The organism is Acidimicrobiia bacterium, from assembly GCA_040880805.1.
Taxonomy (GTDB): Bacteria; Actinomycetota; Acidimicrobiia; order IMCC26256; family DASPTH01; genus DASPTH01.
The window spans coordinates 108,261-128,737 of record JBBDHW010000022.1; the positions used below are offsets into that span (position 1 = coordinate 108,261).

The following is a 20,477-nucleotide window of genomic DNA, read 5'->3' on the forward strand; positions in this document are numbered from 1 at the left end:
AGACGTTACCGGCGGGCCGCCCGGAGCGCCGCCAGGACACGGGACGGATCGAGGGGCTGGTCGGTGACCGTCGCGCCCGCCTGCGCGAGCGCGTCGGCCACCGCGTTGAACACCGCCGGTGGCGCGCCGATCGCGCCGCCCTCGCCAACGCCCTTGAAGCCGCCCGGCGTGGTGGCCGCGGTCTCGATGTGGTGGCACTCGACGTCGGGAATCTCGGCTGCGGTGGGGATGAGGTAGTCGAGGAAGGTCGATGCCAGCGGATTCCCGTCGTCGTCGTAGACGTTGTGCTCGTAGAGCACGCCGCCGATCCCCTGCGCGACACCGCCCGCGATCTGGCCCTCGACGATGTTCGGATTGATCATCACGCCGCAGTCCTCGCTCACCACGTAGCGCAGGAGCGCGACGGTCCCGGTCTCGGGATCCACCTCGCAGGTGCACGCGTGGCAGGCGTTCGACCACACGCCGTCGGGTGCCTTGTAGCGGTACATCACCTCGAGCACCGGGTCGATGTCGTCGGGGAGGTCTCCCGGGTTCATGTGCGCAGATCGTGCGACCTGCGTGAGCGTGACCGACTTCGCCGGTGTGCCCACCACCGTGATCACGCTCTCCTCCATCTGGAGGTCCTCCGGGGCGGCCTCGAGGAGGTGCCCGGCGATCGCGAAGGCCTTCTCCGAAAGCAAGATCGCGGCGCCGTGGACCGCGGCGCCGATCATCGGGCCGCTGCGGCTCCCGCCCGTACCTGGCCCATACGGCGTGGCTTCGGTGTCGCCTTGATGGACGGTGACGTCGTCGAGATGCACGCCGAGGAACTCCGCGGTGAGCTGTGCGGTGGTGGTTTCGAGACCCTGGCCGTGCGCGCCCGACGCGATGTACACGTCGACGTGGCCGTCGGGCGCGATGCGCAGATGCGCGGGCTCGTTGCCGTACGGGCCGAACCGAGTCTGCGGCTCGACGTAGAGCGCGAACCCGATGCCCAGCAGGCGTCCGTCGGCCTTCGCCCTCGCTTGCTCCGCGCGGAAGTCGTCGTAGCCGATCTCCGTGACGCACTGCTCGAGCGTCTCTTCGGGGGACACGTTGTCGATGAACTGGCCACCGGCCGAGGTGTACGGAAGCTCGGATCGGTGGAGCACGTTACGACGGCGCAGCTCGACGGGGTCCATCCCGACTGCACGCGCCACGACGTCGACCATCTCTTCGCGCGCGACGGTTTCCATCATCCACGGCCCGCGGTACGCGGCCTTGCCGCACGTGTTGGTCCACACCTGCGTGGTCTTGAAGCCGAGCTGCGGAACGCGGTACGGACCCGTGAGCAGTGGGCACGACAGCATGCCCGCGCTCCCACCGCCGATCGGGTACGCGCCGGAGTCGTCGAGGTGATCGACGTACGCACCGAGGAAGTGCCCGTCGTCGTCGACCGCCATCGTGACCGTCATCTTCTCGATCCGCGCGTGCGCGGACGCGATGAGGTGCTCGTGGCGATCCTCGATCCATTTGACGGTCTTCTTGAGCAGGTACGCGGCGAGGACCACCGTCTGCTCCTCGCGACCCACGAACGACTTGAGCCCGAAGCCCCCACCGACGTCGCCGATCTGCACGCGCACGTTGTTCTCGGGGAGCCCGGTGACGCGGCTGAACGCGAGCCGGGCTTCGTGCGGGTTCTGGCTCGAGAACCAGACGTCGAGTTGGTGGTCGAACGGGTCGAAGCGAGCTACGACGCCGCGACACTCCATCGGCACCATGCTGTAGCGGTGCTGGCGCAACGTCTCGGTGACGGTGTGCGCGGCGCCGTCGAACACCTCCTGGAGCTCGGGCGCGATCGGGCCGCCCGTCATCATGGCGATGTTGGCCGGCCGGTTCGGGTGGACCGTCTCGGTGTTGGCCGCGGCTGACTCGTAGTCGATGACGGCGGGAAGCTGCTCGTAGTCGACCTCCACGAGCTCGGCCGCGTCCTCGGCGAGGTACCGGTTCTCGGCGATGACCAGCGCGATCGGGTCGCCGACGAAGCGGACGTCGTCCTGCGCGAGAGGGAAGATCGGAGCCATGAAGTCTTCGGCCCCCTGGAAGAGGCTCGGGAGCATCGATCCCGCGACCTTGTCGTTGATGTCGGCGGCGGTGAACACCGCGACGACGCCGGCCGCGCTCCGCGCCGCGTCGACATCGAGGCGCGTGATGCCGGCGCGGGCCACGTCGCTGCGCACGAACGTCGCGTGCAGCATCCCCTTGAGCGACACGTCGTCGACGTACCGGCCGCGGCCGGTGAGCAGCCGGGGGTCTTCCTTCCGGAGCACCTTCTGGCCCACGAAACGGCCGGCTGTCCGTTCGGGCACGGAGCCGGCCGTCATGGGAGTCGTGTTCACCATCGGCCAAACGTAACATCAGCCATCGTGGACGGGTCCGGGATCACCGCGGTCGAGGTTGCCGGGGTCGACGGCATCGGCGTGTTTGCGGACGTCCGCTACGAGCGCGTGTGGGGAACGGTGCGCGGGGTGATCGCCTCCCACGAGGACGTGGTCGGGCTCGACCGGCTTCCGAGCCCGTACGAATACGAGTCCGAGTTCGAAGTGCTGCGGCCGGTCGATCGTGGGCAGCGGTCCGCAGTGCTCGTCGACGCCGAGAACCGCGGCGGACCCTCGATGCTCGGTCTCGTGACGGGCGTGCCGTTGCGCGGGAGTCCGCCATCCGCGGTGACATACCCGGTGGGGATGGGCGACGGATGTCTGTTCGACACCGGCCTTGCGTACGCGCGGGTCCAATGGCAGACCGATCACTGCGCGAGCGTGCCCGCGGACGCGCAGGGGATCGGCCTGGTGATCGTGCGCGACTTCGGGCGGTATCTCGCCGACGATTTCGACCAGCGCGTGCTCGCGGGCGCGAGCCAATCGGCATGGTTCGTGAACACGCTGATCGCAGAGGGATTCAATGTCGACCCGGTCGACGGCACCGGGGTCTATGGGGGCGCACTCGCGTATCTGTCAGCCGGCAACTGGCTCGCGCTCAACCGCCTCGCCGACGACGGCGCGCCGCAGTATCCCTACGTTCGTCCCGAACGAGCACCACTCACCGCCGCGGAGATCCTGTCGCGTCCCGAGTCCGACCCGTTCTTCGTCGACATCACCAGCTACACCGAGTACTACCGGCTCCGGGGGAGTGTGTTCGCGTCGGCGTCGCTCCCGGCTCCGGCCCGCCACTACGACTTCCCGGCGCCGCACGCGCCGGCGATGCCCATTCTCGCGTCGGCCGCGTTCGAATTGATGGGGTGCAACGGCGGCGTGGAGATCCCGCTCAATCCGATCCAGTCGGGCGCGTACGCGCGGGCCCTGCTCGTCGGCCTCGTCGCCGATCCCGACGCGCTCCCGCCCTCGAGCTGGTTCGAGCTCGGGCCGGCGCCCGAGCCGTCGGAGTACTTCAACGCGTTGCCCGGAGTGATGCTGCAGGTCCCGCGCGTCGACGCCGACGCACAACCGATCGGTGGCGTGCGCTTCCCCGACGTCGAGTTACCGCTCGGGCGCGCCGAACCGGTGGCGCTGCCGCCCTGCGGCGCGTCGTCGATCACGGACGCCTGCGGCAACTTCGGCGGCTGGCAGCCGTTCAGTGCCAGCGAGCTCGCGCGTCGCTACGGATCCGTCGACGCGTATGCGGAGCGCTACGCCAAGCTCGCCGACAGCCTGCTCGCCGACGGCTTTCTCCTGCCCCGCGACCGCGACATCATGATCGAGTCCGCCCGCCGCCACTTCACGAGTGCAACGTGAACTGATCGGCGCACGGCTCGTCCGCATCTTGTCATCGCGCTCCCGCCAGAGGATGCGTCAACCTGCCGATCGGTGCTTGCCGTTGCGGCCGTCTTGGCCTACGCGATGGGCGGGGCGGATCCGTGAACCCGTTCAGGGCAAGCAGTTCGCGAGTGTCGGCCAGTGCACGCACCGCCGGCGCATACGAGTCAGGCGACGGTTCGAACCCCGGGAGGATGTGCTGAAACAGGAGCTGGTAACGGGCGACGTCGGCCGTGCAGAACTCGACGAAGCGCCGCGCGCTCGCCAGCAGCACCTTGGGGGGATCATCGCTTTCGAAGGGCTCAGCCACGTGCGCCGCGAAGTCGGCGGCGGCCTGGCCGGTCGCCAAGCTTCTCCGGGGAGAGCGGAAACCGGCGATCGCTCGCATGCGCGAGACTGCCGATCGGTGCTCTCATGAACGGCGCGGCAGTGAATGTTCTGTCGTCGCGTTCTGGTCGGGTCGCGCGCGTGACCGGTCGGGGGACCTACGCGGCGCCGATCTGCTGGAGGAACGTGAGCATGTCGAAGTAGTTCCGGCTCTCGGTGAGGGTGTCCCCATCGAAGTCGAAGACCCACACGCCCGGCGTCTTCTGGTGCTTACCCGAGGCCGGGATCTCCCCGTCGGCGGTAACCAGGGGACCGGTGTGGTTGCCCTCCCATACGACCTCGAGTGCGACCTGGTTGCCCGTAGCGATCGTGCTCTGCACCGTACCCGCGACGTCGGGCATGGCCGTCTTCCAGCCCCGCATCGCCTCGACGATGTCGCCAGCTCCCTCGATCGATCGCTGCGTGCCGTGCTCTTTGTATGTCGTGTCGCTCGGCAGCGCGTCACTCATCGCGTCCCAGTCGGCCTTGTTGAAGAGCTCGAGGATGTGCTTTGCCTGCGCGGTCGGATCTGCCATAACGGGTGCCTCCCCTTGCTCGCTGCGAGCCCGTCCCGGCTCGCAGCGCGGAAGGTACTGGCTCTCTCCGACCTGCGCAATCGTGAGGAAGTGTCCGATGCAGAGCCGTGGTTCCCTGGCACACTCCCGATCGGACATCCGCGACACTTCCGACCACAGGGTGCGCTGTCGTTCTGGGGGTCTCGGGACAGCGGGGCTGGGTTCAGTCGAGGTCGAGGGCGATGATGAGTGCCCGGTCGAGCTGGGTCAGCTTCGCGGGGCCGAGGCGGCCGCGTCGGTGAACCAGAACGTTCTTCGGCAGGGTGAACAGGTTGTCGCAGTTCACCGCGGAGTCGTGGTCCAAGCCCTCGTTGCGGCCGACGTCCACTTCGGCGACATGACCGTGGAACGGGCTGGTCACGAGAGCGCACACAAGGGTGCTGAGCATGGGGATCGCGGTATCACGCGTCGCGACGACGACTGGATGTGCGCCGACACCCGGGATCGCCGCGTCCCAGATGTCGCCGCGGGCGATCAGCGCTCGCTGGCGGCGAGGCACGCGGCGACCGAGAACGATGCGAGGCGAGCGACCAGTTGGTCGTCGTCGCGGTCGGGTTCGGCGTACCGGCGCCGGTACGAAGCGGTGATGGCGTCCTCGCCGTGGTTGCTGAGCCACTCGCGCACCGCGGCCGAGATGATGGCGCCGCGGGTTGTCGCGATCCCGGCCTTGACGGCTCGGTCGAGCGCTTCCACGACCTCAGGATCCAATCGAGCGGTAACAGGGATGCTCATTCCGTGAGCGTAACATCCGTGTGTACGTTTCGTACACACCATGGGCGATCGGCACCGCCAGCTCACGGATCTCCTCGCACGATCCCGGTTCGCCGGAGACCGCGACGCGGCTGCGTGCCATATTGCGCGCAGTCAGCCGAGAGATTCGAGCCACGCACGCACTCCACACGGTGAGTGCAGCGTGATCCACCCGAGGTGTGACCATTCCGGGTCGCGCTGGAGGGTGCGGTACCGGTCGGGGTATTTCGGGTACTCGTTCCAGACGAACCGCAGGATCGAGTCGTGTGCAAAGAACGAGTTCCGGATCGACTCGCGGTTTCCTGACCACAGCTCTGTGCGCAGGGTCGCCCGCCGAATCGTCCGTGTGAACACGCGCCGCACGACGGTGCGCCTCGGGAGGTCGAGGAACACGATGGTGTCGGCGCGCGGCCACACGATGTCGGCCGACCCCAACGAGAAGTAGTTCCCGTCGATGACCCACTCGTCACCGGCGGCTGCGGCGCGGAAGCGCCCGCGGAGCGTGTCGTTGTCGACCGGCGTCCAGTCGGGTCCCCAGTGCAACGCGTCGAGCTCGATTCGCGGCAACTCGAGCCGGCGAGCGATCTCGGTGGCCGTGGTGGTCTTGCCGGAACCGGGAGCTCCGACGACAATGATCCGGCGCAAGCCGCCGAGCGTAGGGATTATTCGCTCACGCGTTCCGGCAATTCGCGGCAAGCTCAGGGCGATGGCGTCGCTCCAGATCCGTCGCTACGAGCCGCGTGACTTCCAGCGCGTTCTCGAGCTGCACGTGCTCGGCCTGCGCCAGACCGGCACCGACCTGGGCCCCGGTTCCTGGGATGCCGATGTCGCGTCGCACGAGGCACTCGCCGCGAACTATCTCGACGTGCGCGGGGATTTTGTGGTTGGCGAGCTCGAAGGCGTGATCGTGGCGATGGGCGCGCTCCGTCCCTTCGACGACACCCGCGTCGAGATGAAGCGCGTACGCGTGCACCCCGACCACCAGCGCCTCGGGTTTGGTGACGCGATCGTCGAACGGCTCGAGCAAGCCGCGCGGGAGCTCGGGTACGACGCCGTCCACCTCGATACGACCACGCAGCAGGAACCGGCGATCGCGATGTACTTGAAGCGCGGCTATCACGAGGTCGGACGTGCCGCGCTCCGACGGTTCGATCTCGTGCTGATGGAGAAGCCGCTCGTGCCGGGGCCGCCGCCAGCCATCCTCGCGCAGCGCGTGGCGACGGCGTTTGCGCTCGGCGGCGTACACGGCATCGAACCGGTCGTCGGTGGCCTGCTCAACCGGATGTGGAAGCTCGACACCGACACGGGCTCGTTCGCGGTGAAGCAGCTCGTGGACCGGCCGTGGGTTGCCGACTGGTCCGCACGTCAGGCGCGCTGCTTCGACTTCGAGCTGGCGGCGCATGCCGCAGGTATCCCGATGCCACCGCCAGTCGCGAATCCGGCGACAGGCGACGCCATGGCGTGGCTGGCTGCGATTGGCGAGCCGCCGCTCCCCGTGGTTGTTCACGAATGGCTGCGCGGGGAGCCGCTGCCGCTCGCGGCGGTGAGCGCCAACGTCGCGCACCAGGTTGGCGCCGCACTTGCGCGGATCCACGGGCTGGGCATCGAGGTCATGTCCGCCGAGCGCGCCGCGCTCACGAGCGCACCGATGCCGACACGCGATGAATGGTCCGAGCTCGCCCGTCGCGGCGAGGCATCGGGCGAGAGCTGGGCCGCCGATCTGGCCGACGCGGTCGACGCCCTCGCGGCGATCGGGATACGCGTAGAAGAGCTCTCCGAGGTCCCCGGGCGTGTCGTGATCGGCCATCGAGACGCGAACCAGAAGAACCTCGTGATGGTCGACGGCACGGTGCACCTGGTCGACTGGGAGAATGCGGGAGCCACGACCGTCGAATGGGAGCTCGGTAGCACGGCGATCGACCTCACCGGCGGCAGCCCGAGCGCAGTTCGTGCGTTCTTCGACGGCTACCGCTCCGTCGACCCTGAACCCCTCCCACCGGTCGGCGACCACTGGCTGGTGCCCTGGCTGTCGAGCTACATGCATTTCGCGGCCTTCAACGCGCGGCGATGCCTCGGTGACTACGGCGACAAGCCCACCAATCTCGACATCCCCCGCCGCGTGATGCAGGACGCGCTCGCCGACTTGCCCTATCGGCTCCACCGCGTACCCGAGCTGGTCGGCGCGCTCCGAGCCGCGGTCAGCTGACGAGCGCGGGCGCGAGCGCGCGCCACTGGTCGAGCGGGAGGTTCTGGATACCGCGTGGCGTCGCGACCTGCACGCACACGTGGTCGGCGCCGGCGTCGAAGTGGTCCTGCACGCGCCGCGCGATCGCGGCCTCGTCACCCCACGCCACCACGCCGTCGACGAGCCGGTCGCTCCCACCGTCGCTCACGTCGTCGTCGGTGAAGCCGATCCGCTTCAGGTTGTTCACGTAGTTCGGCAGTGTCAGGTAGATCGTGAAGTGCGCGCGTGCGAGGTCGCGTGCGGCCGAGGGGTCGGTCTCGAGTACGACGGGCTGCTCGGGCATCAAGAGCGGCCCGTCACCGAGGACCTCGCGGGCCATCCGCGTGTGATCGGGGTTAGCCAGGTACGGGTGCGCGCCGCGCGTCCGGTCACGCGCGAGCTTCAGCATCTTCGGCCCGAGCGCCGCGAGTGCACGTTCCGCGATCGGTACGGGCGGGTCGGCCGCGTCGAGCGCGTCGAGGTACGACTTCGTGACCGCCATCGGTTTCCGGTATCGACCGGCTTGGTCGCGGTCGACGAGCGCGGAGTGGCTCACGCCCACACCGAGGAGGAACCGTCCCGGGTGTGCCGCAGTCAACGCCGCGTGGCCCGTCGCGACGTCGGCGGGATCGTGCATCCAGAGGTTGAGGATCCCGGTCGCGACCGTGACACGTTCGGTGGCGTCGAGCAGCGCGCCGCAATCGCCGAGGACGCCACCTCCGGCGCCGCCGGGTACCCACAGCGCGGAGTACCCGAGACCTTCGAGCTCCGCGGCCGCGTCGAGCGCCGCCGCGCGATCGCCGTAACGGAGCCCGCCACTCCACACGCCCGTGCCGTGCAGATCCATGGATGCCTCCCTGTCGATGCGTTGACGACTTCGCGTACGCTCCCGGAGCCTTGCACAGTAGGGAGCACGAGATGGACGACCTTCGTGGACGTGTCGCCGTGATCACGGGGGGAGGGAGTGGGATCGGTCGCGCGACGGCGCTGGCATTCGCGCGCGAGGGCACGATCCCGGTGATCGCGGACATCGACGCCGAACGGGCGCAGACCGTCGAGCACGAAGCCCGCGAGCTCGGTGTCGAAGCGGCGGGTGTGCAATGCGACGTCACGAGCGACGGCGACTTCGCCAGGTTGCGCAACGTCACGCTCGAGCGATTCGGCCGCGTCGACATCGTGATGAACAACGTGAGCATCATCCCGATCGGGCGGCCCGAGAGCCTGCCCATGAACGCGTGGCGCCGCAGCATCGATGTGAACCTCTTGTCGGTCGTGCGCAGCCTCCAGGTGTTCTTGCCGATCCTGCTCGAACAGGGCAGCGGCCATCTCGTGAACACCGCGTCCACCGCGGGGCTCTTCGCGTACGCGTTCGAGCGGCTGCCGTACACGGCGACGAAGTCGGCGGTGGTCGGTGTGTCGGAGGCGCTTGCCCTCTACCTCCGTCCCAAGGGGATCGGCGTCACCTGCGTGTGCCCCGGCCCGGTGGCCACGAACATCGCCGAGCAGATCACGTTCCACGACAACGTCCCGATCAACAGCCCGCTCGATCTGGAGGTCATGGATCCGGCGTTGGTGGGGGCGATGGTCGTCGACGCCGTACGCGCGAACACGTTCCTCGTGCTCACTCACGGCGAGAAGGTGCGCGACGTCCTCATCCGGCGCGCGCAAGATCCGGAAGGCTTCCTCGCCGCGCAGATCTCGGCGCTCGGCGACACGGCTGCGTCATGAAGGTCGGCATCCACCTTCCGCAGTACGGGCGCGTGTCGAGTGCCGACGCGATCCGCCGCGCCGCGGTGCACGCGGAAGAGCTCGGCTTCAGCGACGTGTGGGTCAGCGACCACGTTGCCATTCCCGCCGCTCAGGACTACCCGTCGCCGTTCCTCTACGACCCGCTCGTCACGCTCGCGTGGGCGGCCGCGGCCACGGCGCGCATCGGCCTCGGCACGAGCGTGCTCGTGGTACCGCAGCACCCGCCGCTGTGGCTCGCGAACGCGCTCGCCAGTCTCGACCGATTGAGCGACGGCCGGCTCACCATCGGTGTCGGCGTGGGATGGTCGGAAGCCGAGTTCGTCGCGCTCGGTCAGGATTTCCGCACGCGAGGGCCGCGTACCGACGAGATCATCGACCTTCTCCGCGCGTGCTGGCGTGACGACCCCACGAGCTTCGACGGCGCGTACTACCAGCTCGACGAGATGCGCGTGCTGCCGAAGCCCGCCCACGAGATTCCGATCTGGGTGGGCGGGTCGAGCGAGCCCGCGTATCGGCGCGCCGTCTCGAAGGGTGACGGCTTCCAGGCGATCGGGCTGCAGCCCGACACCGCGCGGCCCGTCGTCGAGCGCATTCGGCGCGACCGGCCGGATCTCTCGTTCACGATCTCGTTGCGCACCGGCTGGGACCCGCAAGGCATGGAGCCCGACGACATACGCCGAGAGTGCGAGGAGTTCGAGACCGCAGGGATCCAGTACGTGGTGTCGGCCCCGTGGCGCTCCGACCTCGACGACTGGCTCCGCTCGATGGAGCTCCTCGCCGGGATCACGGGCCTCGGGGCTTGACGGCCGGACCGTCTCCGCTATGGCCGAGTTGGTGCAGAGGGGCTGACACCGCCTCGAGAAACACTGAAGTAATAGCTTGACTATCGGCTGGATGCCGTTACACTGAAGTAGATGCTTCAGCAAAGCGCCCCCCTCGATCGCATGTTCCAGGCGCTCGCGGACCCCAGCCGCCGGGCCATGGTGGAACGGCTGAGCCGCGGCCCCGCCGCGGTCAGCGAGCTGGCCCGGCCGTTCGCGATGTCACTGACAGCCGTCGTCCAGCACCTCCAGGTGCTCGAGGGGAGCGGGCTGATCCGGTCCGAGAAGATCGGACGAGTCCGCACGTGCACCATCGAGCCGGGCGCGCTGCGCACCGCCGCGGACTGGATCACGGAGCGCCGCACGAGCTGGGAGCGTCGCTTCGACCGCCTCGGCGACGTCCTCGCCGAGCACCCCGATCCGCCCGACCAACCACACCCAAGGAGCAGGCCATGACCGCATCGTCCGTCACCCATGCCACGTTCGTCATCGAGCACACGTACGACGCGCCGCCCGAGCGGGTGTACGCGGCGTTCGCCGACCCGGTGATCAAGGCGCGCTGGTTCGCCGGCCCCGAAGAGTGGGGACCGGACGAGGGCGAGATGGACTTCCGCGTCGGTGGCCGCGAGACCAGCCGTGGCGGTCCTCCGGGCGGCCCGGTGAGTTTCTTCGACTCCCGCTACCAGGACATCGTGCCGAACCAGCGGCTCATCTTCGCCTACGACATGTTCCTCGACGACCGGTTGCTCTCGGTCTCGCTGGCGACGGTGGAATTCGTGCCCTCGGGGACCGGTACCCGCTTGACGTTCACGGAGCAGGGTGCGTTCCTCGACGGCCAGGACTCGGTCGACTCGCGCGAGGAGGGAACGCGCGGTCTGCTCGACCAGCTCGGTGCCGAACTCGAGCGACAGCTCGCGGTCGGCTGACGGCCGGCCCGGCGGGTCCTTGCTCTGGCGGGGGCCGGATGCGAACATATGTTCGTGCCAGTGCCTGCGACCGGCGACGCCACCATCCTGCACGCCGATCTCGACGCGTTCTACGCGTCGGTCGAGCAGCGCGACGATCCGCGGCTGCGTGGCCGCCCCGTGATCGTGGGCGGCGGGGTGGTGCTCGCAGCGAGTTACGAGGCGAGGGCGTTCGGCGTGCACAGCGCGATGGGAGGCGCGCAGGCGCGCCGGATGTGCCCGAGGGCGATCGTGGTCGAGCCGCGGATGTCCGCGTACTCGGAGGCGAGCCGCGCGGTGTTCGAGGTGTTCGACGACACCACGCCGCTGGTCGAGGGCCTGTCGATCGACGAGGCGTTCCTCGACGTCGGTGGACTCCGGCGCATCGCGGGCACACCGACCGAGATCGCCGAGCAGTTGCGACGCGACGTGCGCGAGCGCGTGGGACTCCCCATCACCGTCGGCGTCGCGCGCACGAAGTTCCTCGCGAAGGTAGCGAGCGGGCTCGCGAAACCCGACGGTCTGCTCGTGGTAGAGCCCGACCGTGAGCGCGCGTTCTTGCATCCGCTCCCGGTCCGGCGGCTGTGGGGTGTCGGCCCCGTTACCGCCGACAAGCTCCGCGAGCGGGGGATCACCACCGTGGGCGAGGTCGCCGACCTGACCGAAGCGATCCTCGTGTCGATGCTCGGTCCCGCGTCCGGGCGGCACCTCCATGCGCTTGCGCACAACCACGATCCCCGGTCGGTGCAGACCCGGAGCCGCCGGCGTTCGATCGGCTCGCAGCACGCGCTCGGACGCGCGGCAAAGTCGCCCGACGCCATCGACGCTTCGGTCGTCGCGCTGGTCGACCGTGTCGCGCGTCGGATGCGCATGGCGAAGCGAGTCGGCCGCACGGTCACCATCCGGTTGCGCTTCGACGACTTCGCACGCGCGACGCGGTCGCACACGCTCGATGGCGCGACCGCGCACACGGAGACGATCCTCGCCGCCACGCGTGCGCTCGTTGCCTCGGCGATGTCGCTGATCGACGCGCAGGGCCTCACCCTCGTCGGGGTCGCGGTCACCAATCTGTCCGACGACGATGCCATCCAGCTCGTGCTGCCGTTCGACCGGCATCGAGACGATGCGCTCGACACCGCGCTCGACGGTGTACGCGACCGCTTCGGATCGGCCGCAGTCACCCGCGCGGTGCAGCTCGGTCGCGACCAGGGCCTCTCGGTGCCGCTGCTGCCCGACTGAGCAGCCGATCTACTTCATGGCAAGTGGGTTGATTGGGGAGCCCACCGCGCTCGATTCCCAACGAACCGGCGTCGCTGGAGTCGGTATAACCGCCTTGAACGACGCCGGTTCGTTGCTGCGCGACGTCAGCCCACCGAAATCACGCGGAAGGCGCCGCGCATGAAGGGGTGGACGCGGCAGAAGTAGGTGTACGTGCCGGGGGGGAGGTCGGCGGGGGTGGTCCAGGTCTCGCGACCCGCCGTGGGCGCGCCCGCGTTGCCGAGCTGGCCGGAGTCGAACGGGATGCTGCCGTCGGCGATGGGATAGGCGACGCCGGTGGTCGCGGTGCACGGCGCCTTGCACGCGGTGATCGAGTGCCACACGCTCTTGCCCTCGGCATCGAGGTTGTCGAACGTGATCGACTGCCCCTGCTCCACCGTGGGTACCGGCTTGCGCGCGGTGATGTCGCTCGAGCCGTAGAGGAAGTCGACGATGTCGACGGACGACGTCGCGGCGCCGGCCGCGACCTTGCGCGGGTCGGCGAGCGTCGTCTTCTTGCCGCCATGGTTGTTGTTCTCCGGCAGGTGCCCGTGCGTGAGCACGCCCGGTTTGTCGACCTTCTTCACGAACGGGTCGTCGCCGCCCGGCCCGTTGTACATCCACACGACCGCGAGCCCCATCGATTCGTACCACGACGCGCGCGACGTGTCGTACGTCGCGCTGATCTTCAGGGTGTCGCCGGGCTGCACCGCAACCGCCCAGTCCTTGCGTGTTGCGGTCATCGACACATCCCACGACACCGCGCCCGCCGGCTCGTAGTACTTCGCAGTCGACCTGAAGAGGTGCGCGTCCAAGCCGTCGCGCTCGAGGTCGAGGTCGACGTGCAGCCCGCCGGGATGCAGATGCCCGAACGTGTGCACGAGCACGCCCGGCTGATTGACGGTCCACTCGTTCTTCGCCTTGCCGCCCGCGTACGGGTCGGTGGCCTGATCCGGATACGTGAACGTGCCGTGCGTGCCCGAACCCTTGATCACGTCGAACACCGGGTAGAAGCCGCCGTTCTGCACGTCCATCCAGATCGGGTGCACGTCCTTCATGCCGCCGGGCGGAGGATCGTTCGACGCGATCATGTCGACGTCGTAGGTGATCGACAGCTTGTAGGGCTTGTCGGTCAAGTTGTGGATCATGTAGTTGAGCCACCAGAAGTCGCTGCGCTCGTACGCGTAGCCGTAGCCCGGTGGCAGCTCGAGCCGGGTCTTCTCTTCGCCGACGCCGAAGAACCGTTCCGGCAGCGGGAATGCCGTCGCGTCGAAGCGCAGCCCAGTTGCCCACACGCCGTGGTGCAGGTGGATCTGGTCGACGGGCGGCGTCGTGCCGTCGGCCAGCTTCAGGTTCGGCTCGAATCCCACGATCCAACCGTCGATCGTCGGTTGGGGGATCGTGAACCTGTTGGTCTCGATGACATTCTGGCCCGGCTTGATGTCGAGCGGGCCGAACTGGAAGTGGAGGTGCCGGACGCGTCCACGCGCCGTGGGTGTGTCGCCGGCGTTCGCGGTGACCGCCGATCCGATGATCGTGAGACCGACGAGGCACGCGAGGACGACGGCCCGGGGGGCAGGGGACCGCATCCGGTCACGGTACCGGAGGCCGGGAGCACTTCCGTCGCGCGTCATCGCCAGTGATTCGCGGCATCCGCCGTCGTGCACCTGAGCGGCCGAATCTGCTCGAATCACGCCATGGTGCAGGGATCGACCGCGACCGATGCGCGCCGCCACTCCGCGGCGACGGCGACCGGCCTGGTGTTCGTCGCGATCGTCCTCCTCGCGTTCTGCGTCAACGCCGCGGTCCGCGTTCCGTGTCGCGACGTGTGCGGCTCCGACCTGGGTCGCCTCTACGAGACCCGAGGAATCGACCGCGACCATGCCCCGTTCATCGACCGCGACCTCGAGTACCCGCCCCTCGTGGGACTCGTCATGTACGCGGCGGGAGTTCCGTTCGACGGTTCGCTGCGTCCCTCGTTCCTGCTCAACGCGCTTGTGCTCGCGGCGCTCGCGGCGATCACCACCTGGGTGCTGTGGCGTGCGTACGGAAGTCGCGTGAGGCGGTGGGTCTTCGCGCCACCGCTGCTCATCGAGGGCCTGACGAACTGGGATCTCCTCTCGGTCGCGCCCGCGACCATCGGGCTCGTGCAGTGGGAAGCAGGCGGCGCGTTCTGGGTCGGCGTGCTGCTCGGCATCGGTGCGACCGCCAAGCTGGTTCCCACGCTCTACGTGCCGATCCTCGTCGCAAGCTGCGTGCCGTTCCGCGCGTGGCGCAGGGTCCGCGACCTCGTCGTCGGCGCGGCCCTCGGCGTTGGTCTGCTCGCGATCCCCGTGTATATCGCCGCACCTGACGCGCTCGACTTCTTTCTCACGTTCCACGGGAGCCGCAACCCCACCTGGGGGACGATCTGGTTCTACGTGCTGCGCGATCCCGCGATGCACGTGTGGGTACCTGTGGGGAGGCTGGCCGACATCGGGACGATCATCACCGCCACGCTCGTGATCGCGGCCGCCGTCGTGCTCGTGGTGCAGTCGGCACGCGCCCGGCTCCATCCGCTGTGTGCGTGCGCGCTCGCGACGGTCGCGTTCATCGTCGCCAACAAGGTGTACTCACCGCAGTACGACCTCTGGCTCGTGCCGTTCCTCGTGATGATCCCGGCGCGTTTCAAGCTCGTCGTGCACTTCTACGCGAGCAGCCTGCTCGTGTTCGTCCTCTCCGCGGCGATCTCGCATGTCATCGACGTGCCGGCCTTTCTCTACCTCATGGGAGCCGCCGTCGTGTACCGCCTCGTGATGCTCGTGTTGCTGGCGCGCGACTTCGTGGCCACCCCTGTCCCTGCGCCCGCATTCGTGGTCGAATGAACGCCGTGACCGATCCGCTCGACCGCGCCGGGCTCGGCGACGCCGCCGCCGCGGTGCGCGCCGAGTGGCGGGCCGACGAGGAGGAGTGGACCCGTGCCGCGGTCGAGCGCTGGCAGCACGAACGCACGCTGCTCGACGTTGTGCGCGAATGCATGCACCGGGGCGACACGCTCGCGCTCCGCCTGCCGCACGCGACCTTCACCGGCCGCGTGTGTGCGGTCGGCGACGACATCGTTGCCCTCGACGTGCTGGGGTATTCACGGGTCGACGTGCGCGTCACCGCGCACACGCCCCTCGTCGCGCGTGTGCTCGAACGTGCGCGCGCCGGCGGAACGCGCGGCGAGGGCGTGACCACGTTCCGAGCACGCCTGTTCGAGCTCGAGATGGACGAACGCGACATCGAGCTCGGCGCCCACGGTGCAGGCGAAATCGTGCGCGGACGGCTGCAGGTGGGCAACGACCACCTGATTTCCCACGATCGCGAAGGATCGGAGACCTTGATCGCGCTCGCGGCCGTCGCCTGGGTGCGACCAGTGTCCGAGTGATGGTTACGGTTTGACCGCGGTGAGCCGATCGATCAGCAGCGGCGCGAGCTCGCGCGCGATCTCGTTGATCTCGTCGGGCGTCCACACCGCGAGCGGGATGTGCGGATACCCCACGGTAACGAAGCCGTAATCGGGCATCCCGCTCACGCGCGTCATGGCCGTCGCGGTGCCGTGCATGGACTCGTGCACGACCGCAACGCTCGGGACCTTCTCCCATTCCAGTTCCACGGAGTCGCGCAAACTGCGCGCACTGCAGGAGCCTCAGCCACCGAAGCCGGCCACCGCCACGGTGACCTGCGAGATCAGGCGCTCCCAGTCCATCGGCTCGGGGGGCACGGACACACTCGGCTTGCGCACGAAGACCGCAGCACGCACGCCGGCGTGCGTCTCGAGCTCGCAGTAGACGGCGTGGAGGAGGGCGTCGCTCTCGCCGAGACCGTTCGATACGAGGCCGACGACCGCGCCGTCGAGCGACGCGGGCCGCGGCGCCTCCCGCCGCTTCGTAGTGGGGAGGGGTCCGCTCGTGGGATCGAGGCCGATCACTCTCTGGTTGTCGCTCATGGTCGCCTCCTCGTGCAACGGCTTCATGCGGGCACGCTCGTCACGTCGGGTACGACGGGCTCGGTGATCGCCCACGCCAGGTGGGGGAACAGAATCCAGCTCTCTGACATCCCCGGCCCGCCGGCAGCGACGAGCAGGATCCCTTCGGGTTTGCCGAGACCCACCCTGCCCTCACCGGGGCCTTGCTCGGCTTTCACCTTCGGCCACAGGTACGCGCGCGCGTCGGCCTTCGACCAGCCGGCCTCCACGAGGAACCGGCGGTGCTCCGGCCCCATGACGACCACGACGTTGGTGTTGTCGCCCAACCACACGTCGGCAGCGGTGCCGCGCTGGCGGATGGCGCGGCAGACCGTGTCGAGCACGCCCTCGGGGGTACGGCTCACGAGATCGAGCGCGGACGCCATGGTCATCATCGACGCCACGGTGACCGCGCTGGTGCCCTCGGGCACGCCGCGCTCCACGCTCATCGGGATCCAGGGGCTGCCTTCCTCGTCTTCGCCGAAGCAGAACGAGTAGCGGGCCGGGGTGGAGAACGTTGCCCGGTCGAGGAAGTTCGGGATGGCGCGGCACACGTTGCGGATGACGAGACGCAGTGCGCGCCCGATGGTCGCGTTGGCGCGCCACCCGGGCCCGAAGCAGCCGGCGGTGCAGTTCACGTCGAGGCGCGTGCGCGCCGGTCCATTGACGATGACCACTTGCGCGGCGCCCGACAGCGTGCCGGTGGTGCTGTGGCAGTTGCCCTTCTCGTGGAGGTGCGCGCGCACCGCCGCGACGACGACGGGCATGTACTCGCTCGTGCAGCCCGCCATCACCGCGTTGATCGCCACGTGCTCGGCGGTGACGGTGACCTCGCGCGTGGGGACCGTGCCGACGATCGCGTCGGGATCGAGCGCGGCCGCGGCGAGGAACTCGTCGACGAGCCCCGGAGTGGGCGGCACGACGGGCAGGCCGTCGGTCCAGCCGCGCTCGTAGTAGTCGTCGAGCAGCTCGGCGTAGTCGCGGTACTCGTGACGCGGCGCGTGCAGTGTGCTCACCGCGACATCTTCCCCCCGCTCGCCGTCGCGCGCACGCCGGCACCGCGGCCGGTCGACGCCGATTGATCGGCTCCGGGGAGCGCGGCGAGCCACCCGAGCAACTCGTCGCGCAAGAAGCGCATGCCGCGCCCGCCGGGGAACCGGTGACACGGGATCCGGCCCTCGCGCACCATCCGCCGCAGGTACTCGACGTGCACCTGGAGCAGTTCCGCCGCCATCGCCGTGGTGAGCACCGGCGGGAAGTCGTTCCGCGGATCCGGATCCGGCATCGGTCGAGTGTACGGATCGCGCACCATCGGAGGAAGCCCTGCGCGGTTGTGGCCGAGCTATCGCACTCTGACGTGCAGCGGGCGTGAGGCGCCGCGGCGGGTGATGTCGGAACAACAATCCCACTTGACCGATCTGCACAGATAGTACAGACTGACCGAACTGTCCGAACCGGACAAATCAGTTCGAACTGCTGCGGGAGAACCACGGCCATGGTGGCGTTGCCGATCGGAGAGGCACGGGGCACGGCGGGTGTGCCCCGACGCAAGCTCACCGCACGCTTCTCGTCGGGTCATCTGGTGATGGTCGTCGCCGGTCTGCTCGGAATGGTCCTGGGCATCGCGGCCCTTCGGCGCGATCCCGGCGGCGTCGAGGTCGCGGTCGCCGCGCACCAGATCCACGCGGGCGAGACCGTCACCGCCGGCGACTTTCGCACCGAGCGCGTACAGATGGGCCGCGAGCTGCTCGCGACCTTCGTGCGCGCGCGCGACGTGCGTGGGCTGCGCGGTCGCATCGCCGCCGCGACCATCGAGTCGGGCGAGCCCGTCATTCGTCGAGAGCTGCGGCCACGCGCGGCCAAGGCGGGGCTTCGCGCAATGAGCATCCCGATCGATCCCGCGCGAGCGGTGGGTGGCCGACTCGCCGCCGGGGATCGCATCGACGTGTTGTTCGCGGGCGACCGCGAGGTGTCGATCATCGTGCGCGACGCCGAAGTGCTCGGGGTCGACGCCAAGGGGCGCGGTGGCATCGGCGAGACGAGCAGTCCGTTCACGGTGACGATCGCCGTCGACGCGCGACAGTCGCAACTGCTCGCGGCCGCGATCGCCGACGGCGACATCTCCATCGCCCGCACCACTGGAGCGCTGTCCTCGGCAGGCACCGCCCCGCAGCCGCTCGACCGCGTCGGCACGTCGACCGACGTCGAGCCATAGGGGTGCGCGTGGAACCCACGATCGCACTCGTCTTCTCGCCGGAGCTCTGGGTCGAACGGCTCCACCGGCACCTCACCGACCATGGCGGCGCGCGCGTGCGGCAGATTGTGCTCGAGCCCATGCTCGCACTCGAAGACGAGTACGACACGCTCGTCGTGAGCCATCGGTGGCCCGGGCTCACGAAACCGTTCATCGATGCGGTCCAGCGCCGCACCCGGTCTGTGCTGGGTGTGTTCGATCCCGACGAAGTCGCGGGGCGCGAGCATCTCGCTGCGCTGGGCGTCGATGCCACGATCGCCTCCGACGCCCCGGTCGCCGACTTCGTCGAGGTGATCGCCGCGCTCATGCCGGCGCGTCTCGTCGAGGCGCGCGGCGGAGAGATCCTCACTCCCGACTCGGTTCGGAACGGCCCCACGGTTGTCACCGGCCCATCGGGTGCCGGCACCAGCGAGATCGCGCTCGGCCTCGCCGCGGCCGTCGCCGCGCGCGGCGAGCGCGCGGTGCTCGTTGACGCCGACGAGATCGCCTCGTCGACCGCCACGCGTCTCGGCGTCGCCATCGAGCCGAATCTGCGGAGTGCGATCGACGCCGTCGAGTACGGAACCGGTGATCTCGTGGCCGCGCTCGTTGCGGTGGGACGCCCCGCGTTCGACGTGCTGTGCGGTCTTCCCAGTCTTGCCGCGGCCGCCCAGATCAGGCCGCGCGACGTGCTCGACGTGGTCGGTGCGCTGGGTCACCTCCGGTCACCGGTGGTCGTCGAGGTCTCCGGAATGCCGGGGGCCGAGATCGCCCGGGCCGTCGTCGCCGAGGCGGGAGCGCTCGTCGGCGTCGGCGCGGCCAACCCGGTCGGTGTCACTCGTCTCCTTGCGTGGGTAGGCACACGGCCCACGAACGGGACCCCGGTGCACCTCGTGTTGAACCGTGCCCCAACCGACCGCTTCCAGCGCGCGGAGCTCACCGCCGAGATCTGCCGCACCTTCACACCCGCAAGCCTCGCCTTCGTCCCGAACGACCGGCGTGTCGAGCGCGCTGCGTGGGCCGGCGAGCTCGTTTTCCGTGGCCCGTTCATCACCTGCGTGGCCGCGGTCGCGCAGATCGCCGTTCCGCGCAGCGCCCGCCCAGGTCGCGCGGCGCGGCGGTCGCGCAGAACCAGGCGTGCCGCATGAGCCGAGTGCAGCCATGACGGTCGACGCCTACGACGGGATCCGGCGTGACGTGCTCGCGCGCATCGAGCGGCGGCAGCTCCGGCCGGAGGGCGATCTCGACGAGGTTCGCCTCGAGGTGCACCACGCGGTCGACGAGTACGAGCGGCTCGCGAGGCTGGGTGAGGAACTGCCGCTGGTCTCGCCGTCGGTCATGGTCGACCGCGTCCTCAGATCGATCACCGACTTCGGCCCGATGACCGACCTCATCGCGCGCCGCGACGTCGAGGAGATCTTCCTGGAGGGAGCGCGCGTGTCGTATCTCGACGGCTCCGGACGACTGCGCGGGCTCACCGTTCCCACCAGCGAGGAGGAGAACCGCCAGATGATCGAGCGGCTGCTCGCGCCCACCGACCGGCAGCTGAATACGAAGCACCCGATGGTGCAGGCCCGCGTGCTCGACGGCACCGCAAGGCTCACCGCGGCGATCCCGCCAATCGGCGACCGGCTGTCGGCGACCCTGCGGCGCTACGTCGTTCGCAACGTCACGCTCGACGACCTCGTGTCTCGCGACTCATTGTCCCGGGAGGCGGCCGCATTTCTCGGCGCACTGATGCAGCTCCGCAGCCGGGTCACGGTCTCCGGCGAACCGGGCGCGGGCAAGACCACCCTCGCC

Annotated in this window: 23 protein-coding genes; 12 read left to right on the plus strand and 11 right to left on the minus strand. The window is 69.2% G+C overall.

Features of this window, described 5'->3' with window-relative positions:
- Nucleotides 1–5: 5 nt before the first annotated feature.
- Complete coding sequence (locus WD271_05045) at nt 6–2,360, minus strand: xanthine dehydrogenase family protein molybdopterin-binding subunit (GenBank protein MEX1007193.1); 2,355 nt, start codon at nt 2,358–2,360, stop codon at nt 6–8.
- A gap of 24 nt (nt 2,361–2,384) precedes the next feature.
- On the opposite strand from WD271_05045, the gene WD271_05050 reads away from it, so the two are divergent.
- On the plus strand, nt 2,385–3,749 hold the full coding sequence (locus tag WD271_05050; protein MEX1007194.1) for an alpha/beta hydrolase domain-containing protein: 1,365 nt from the start codon (nt 2,385–2,387) through the stop codon (nt 3,747–3,749).
- A gap of 506 nt (nt 3,750–4,255) precedes the next feature.
- Here the strand turns inward: WD271_05050 and WD271_05055 are convergent.
- From WD271_05055 to WD271_05070, 4 genes are all read right to left on the minus strand, one after another.
- A complete protein-coding gene (locus WD271_05055) occupies nt 4,256–4,672 on the minus strand; it encodes an ester cyclase (protein MEX1007195.1) in 417 nt (138 codons plus the stop codon).
- Nucleotides 4,673–4,874: 202 nt separating this feature from the next.
- On the minus strand, nt 4,875–5,210 hold the full coding sequence (locus WD271_05060) for a type II toxin-antitoxin system PemK/MazF family toxin (GenBank protein ID MEX1007196.1): 336 nt from the start codon (nt 5,208–5,210) through the stop codon (nt 4,875–4,877).
- A complete protein-coding gene (locus tag WD271_05065) occupies nt 5,186–5,443 on the minus strand; it encodes a ribbon-helix-helix domain-containing protein (protein ID MEX1007197.1) in 258 nt (85 codons plus the stop codon). Before WD271_05065 ends, WD271_05060 begins: the two co-directional genes overlap by 25 nt.
- Before the next feature lie 132 nt (nt 5,444–5,575).
- Entirely contained in the window at nt 5,576–6,106 is a 531-nt protein-coding gene (locus WD271_05070; protein MEX1007198.1) for an AAA family ATPase, read from the minus strand.
- A 61-nt stretch (nt 6,107–6,167) separates the two neighbouring features.
- Between WD271_05070 and WD271_05075 the strand changes: the two genes are divergently transcribed.
- Nucleotides 6,168–7,667: a GNAT family N-acetyltransferase gene (locus WD271_05075; GenBank protein MEX1007199.1), complete on the plus strand. Its 1,500-nt coding sequence runs from the start codon at nt 6,168–6,170 to the stop codon at nt 7,665–7,667.
- On the opposite strand, the gene WD271_05080 is transcribed toward WD271_05075, so the two are convergent.
- Complete coding sequence (locus WD271_05080; GenBank protein MEX1007200.1) at nt 7,660–8,532, minus strand: TIGR03620 family F420-dependent LLM class oxidoreductase; 873 nt, start codon at nt 8,530–8,532, stop codon at nt 7,660–7,662. The two genes, WD271_05075 and WD271_05080, sit on opposite strands and share 8 nt — an antisense overlap.
- A 71-nt stretch (nt 8,533–8,603) precedes the next feature.
- Here WD271_05080 and WD271_05085 point away from each other — a divergent pair, with 71 nt between their 5' ends.
- The 5 genes from WD271_05085 (at nt 8,604) to dinB (ending at nt 12,438) form a co-directional block, all read left to right on the plus strand.
- Nucleotides 8,604–9,413, plus strand: coding sequence for an SDR family oxidoreductase (locus WD271_05085; protein MEX1007201.1), 810 nt, complete (start codon nt 8,604–8,606; stop codon nt 9,411–9,413).
- Nucleotides 9,410–10,237 carry a TIGR03619 family F420-dependent LLM class oxidoreductase gene (locus WD271_05090; protein ID MEX1007202.1) on the plus strand — a complete coding sequence of 276 codons (828 nt, stop codon included), beginning with the start codon at nt 9,410–9,412 and terminating at the stop codon, nt 10,235–10,237. The genes WD271_05085 and WD271_05090 overlap by 4 nt, the downstream gene beginning before the upstream one ends.
- 111 nt (nt 10,238–10,348) lie before the next feature.
- The gene (locus WD271_05095; protein ID MEX1007203.1) at nt 10,349–10,711 is read left to right on the plus strand and encodes a metalloregulator ArsR/SmtB family transcription factor; all 363 of its coding nucleotides are present in this window, start codon (nt 10,349–10,351) and stop codon (nt 10,709–10,711) included.
- Nucleotides 10,708–11,181: an SRPBCC family protein gene (locus WD271_05100; protein ID MEX1007204.1), complete on the plus strand. Its 474-nt coding sequence runs from the start codon at nt 10,708–10,710 to the stop codon at nt 11,179–11,181. The genes WD271_05095 and WD271_05100 overlap by 4 nt, the downstream gene beginning before the upstream one ends.
- A gap of 48 nt (nt 11,182–11,229) precedes the next feature.
- A complete protein-coding gene (gene dinB / locus WD271_05105; GenBank protein ID MEX1007205.1) occupies nt 11,230–12,438 on the plus strand; it encodes a DNA polymerase IV in 1,209 nt (402 codons plus the stop codon).
- Nucleotides 12,439–12,563: 125 nt separating this feature from the next.
- Here dinB and WD271_05110 read toward each other — a convergent pair whose 3' ends face one another.
- Nucleotides 12,564–14,045, minus strand: coding sequence for a hypothetical protein (locus WD271_05110; protein MEX1007206.1), 1,482 nt, complete (start codon nt 14,043–14,045; stop codon nt 12,564–12,566).
- 108 nt (nt 14,046–14,153) lie between these two features.
- Between WD271_05110 and WD271_05115 the strand changes: the two genes are divergently transcribed.
- Both WD271_05115 and WD271_05120 read left to right on the plus strand, forming a co-directional pair.
- Entirely contained in the window at nt 14,154–15,320 is a 1,167-nt protein-coding gene (locus WD271_05115; GenBank protein ID MEX1007207.1) for a hypothetical protein, read from the plus strand.
- 5 nt (nt 15,321–15,325) lie between these two features.
- Nucleotides 15,326–15,865: a hypothetical protein gene (locus WD271_05120; protein MEX1007208.1), complete on the plus strand. Its 540-nt coding sequence runs from the start codon at nt 15,326–15,328 to the stop codon at nt 15,863–15,865.
- A gap of 3 nt (nt 15,866–15,868) precedes the next feature.
- On the opposite strand, the gene WD271_05125 is transcribed toward WD271_05120, so the two are convergent.
- The 4 genes from WD271_05125 to WD271_05140 are packed head-to-tail and all read right to left on the minus strand — an operon-like array spanning nt 15,869 to nt 17,729.
- Nucleotides 15,869–16,093: a hypothetical protein gene (locus WD271_05125; GenBank protein ID MEX1007209.1), complete on the minus strand. Its 225-nt coding sequence runs from the start codon at nt 16,091–16,093 to the stop codon at nt 15,869–15,871.
- Between the two features lie 33 nt (nt 16,094–16,126).
- Complete coding sequence (locus tag WD271_05130) at nt 16,127–16,426, minus strand: hypothetical protein (protein ID MEX1007210.1); 300 nt, start codon at nt 16,424–16,426, stop codon at nt 16,127–16,129.
- Between the two features lie 23 nt (nt 16,427–16,449).
- A complete protein-coding gene (locus WD271_05135; protein MEX1007211.1) occupies nt 16,450–17,460 on the minus strand; it encodes a hypothetical protein in 1,011 nt (336 codons plus the stop codon).
- A complete protein-coding gene (locus WD271_05140; GenBank protein MEX1007212.1) occupies nt 17,457–17,729 on the minus strand; it encodes a helix-turn-helix domain-containing protein in 273 nt (90 codons plus the stop codon). The genes WD271_05135 and WD271_05140 overlap by 4 nt, the downstream gene beginning before the upstream one ends.
- A 210-nt stretch (nt 17,730–17,939) precedes the next feature.
- Here WD271_05140 and cpaB point away from each other — a divergent pair, with 210 nt between their 5' ends.
- The 3 genes from cpaB to WD271_05155 all read left to right on the plus strand — a co-directional run.
- A complete protein-coding gene (gene cpaB, locus WD271_05145; protein ID MEX1007213.1) occupies nt 17,940–18,659 on the plus strand; it encodes a Flp pilus assembly protein CpaB in 720 nt (239 codons plus the stop codon).
- An 8-nt stretch (nt 18,660–18,667) separates the two neighbouring features.
- Nucleotides 18,668–19,825 carry a hypothetical protein gene (locus WD271_05150; protein ID MEX1007214.1) on the plus strand — a complete coding sequence of 386 codons (1,158 nt, stop codon included), beginning with the start codon at nt 18,668–18,670 and terminating at the stop codon, nt 19,823–19,825.
- A 13-nt stretch (nt 19,826–19,838) separates the two neighbouring features.
- On the plus strand, nt 19,839–20,477 hold a 639-nt coding region (locus tag WD271_05155), incomplete at its 3' end, for an ATPase, T2SS/T4P/T4SS family (protein MEX1007215.1).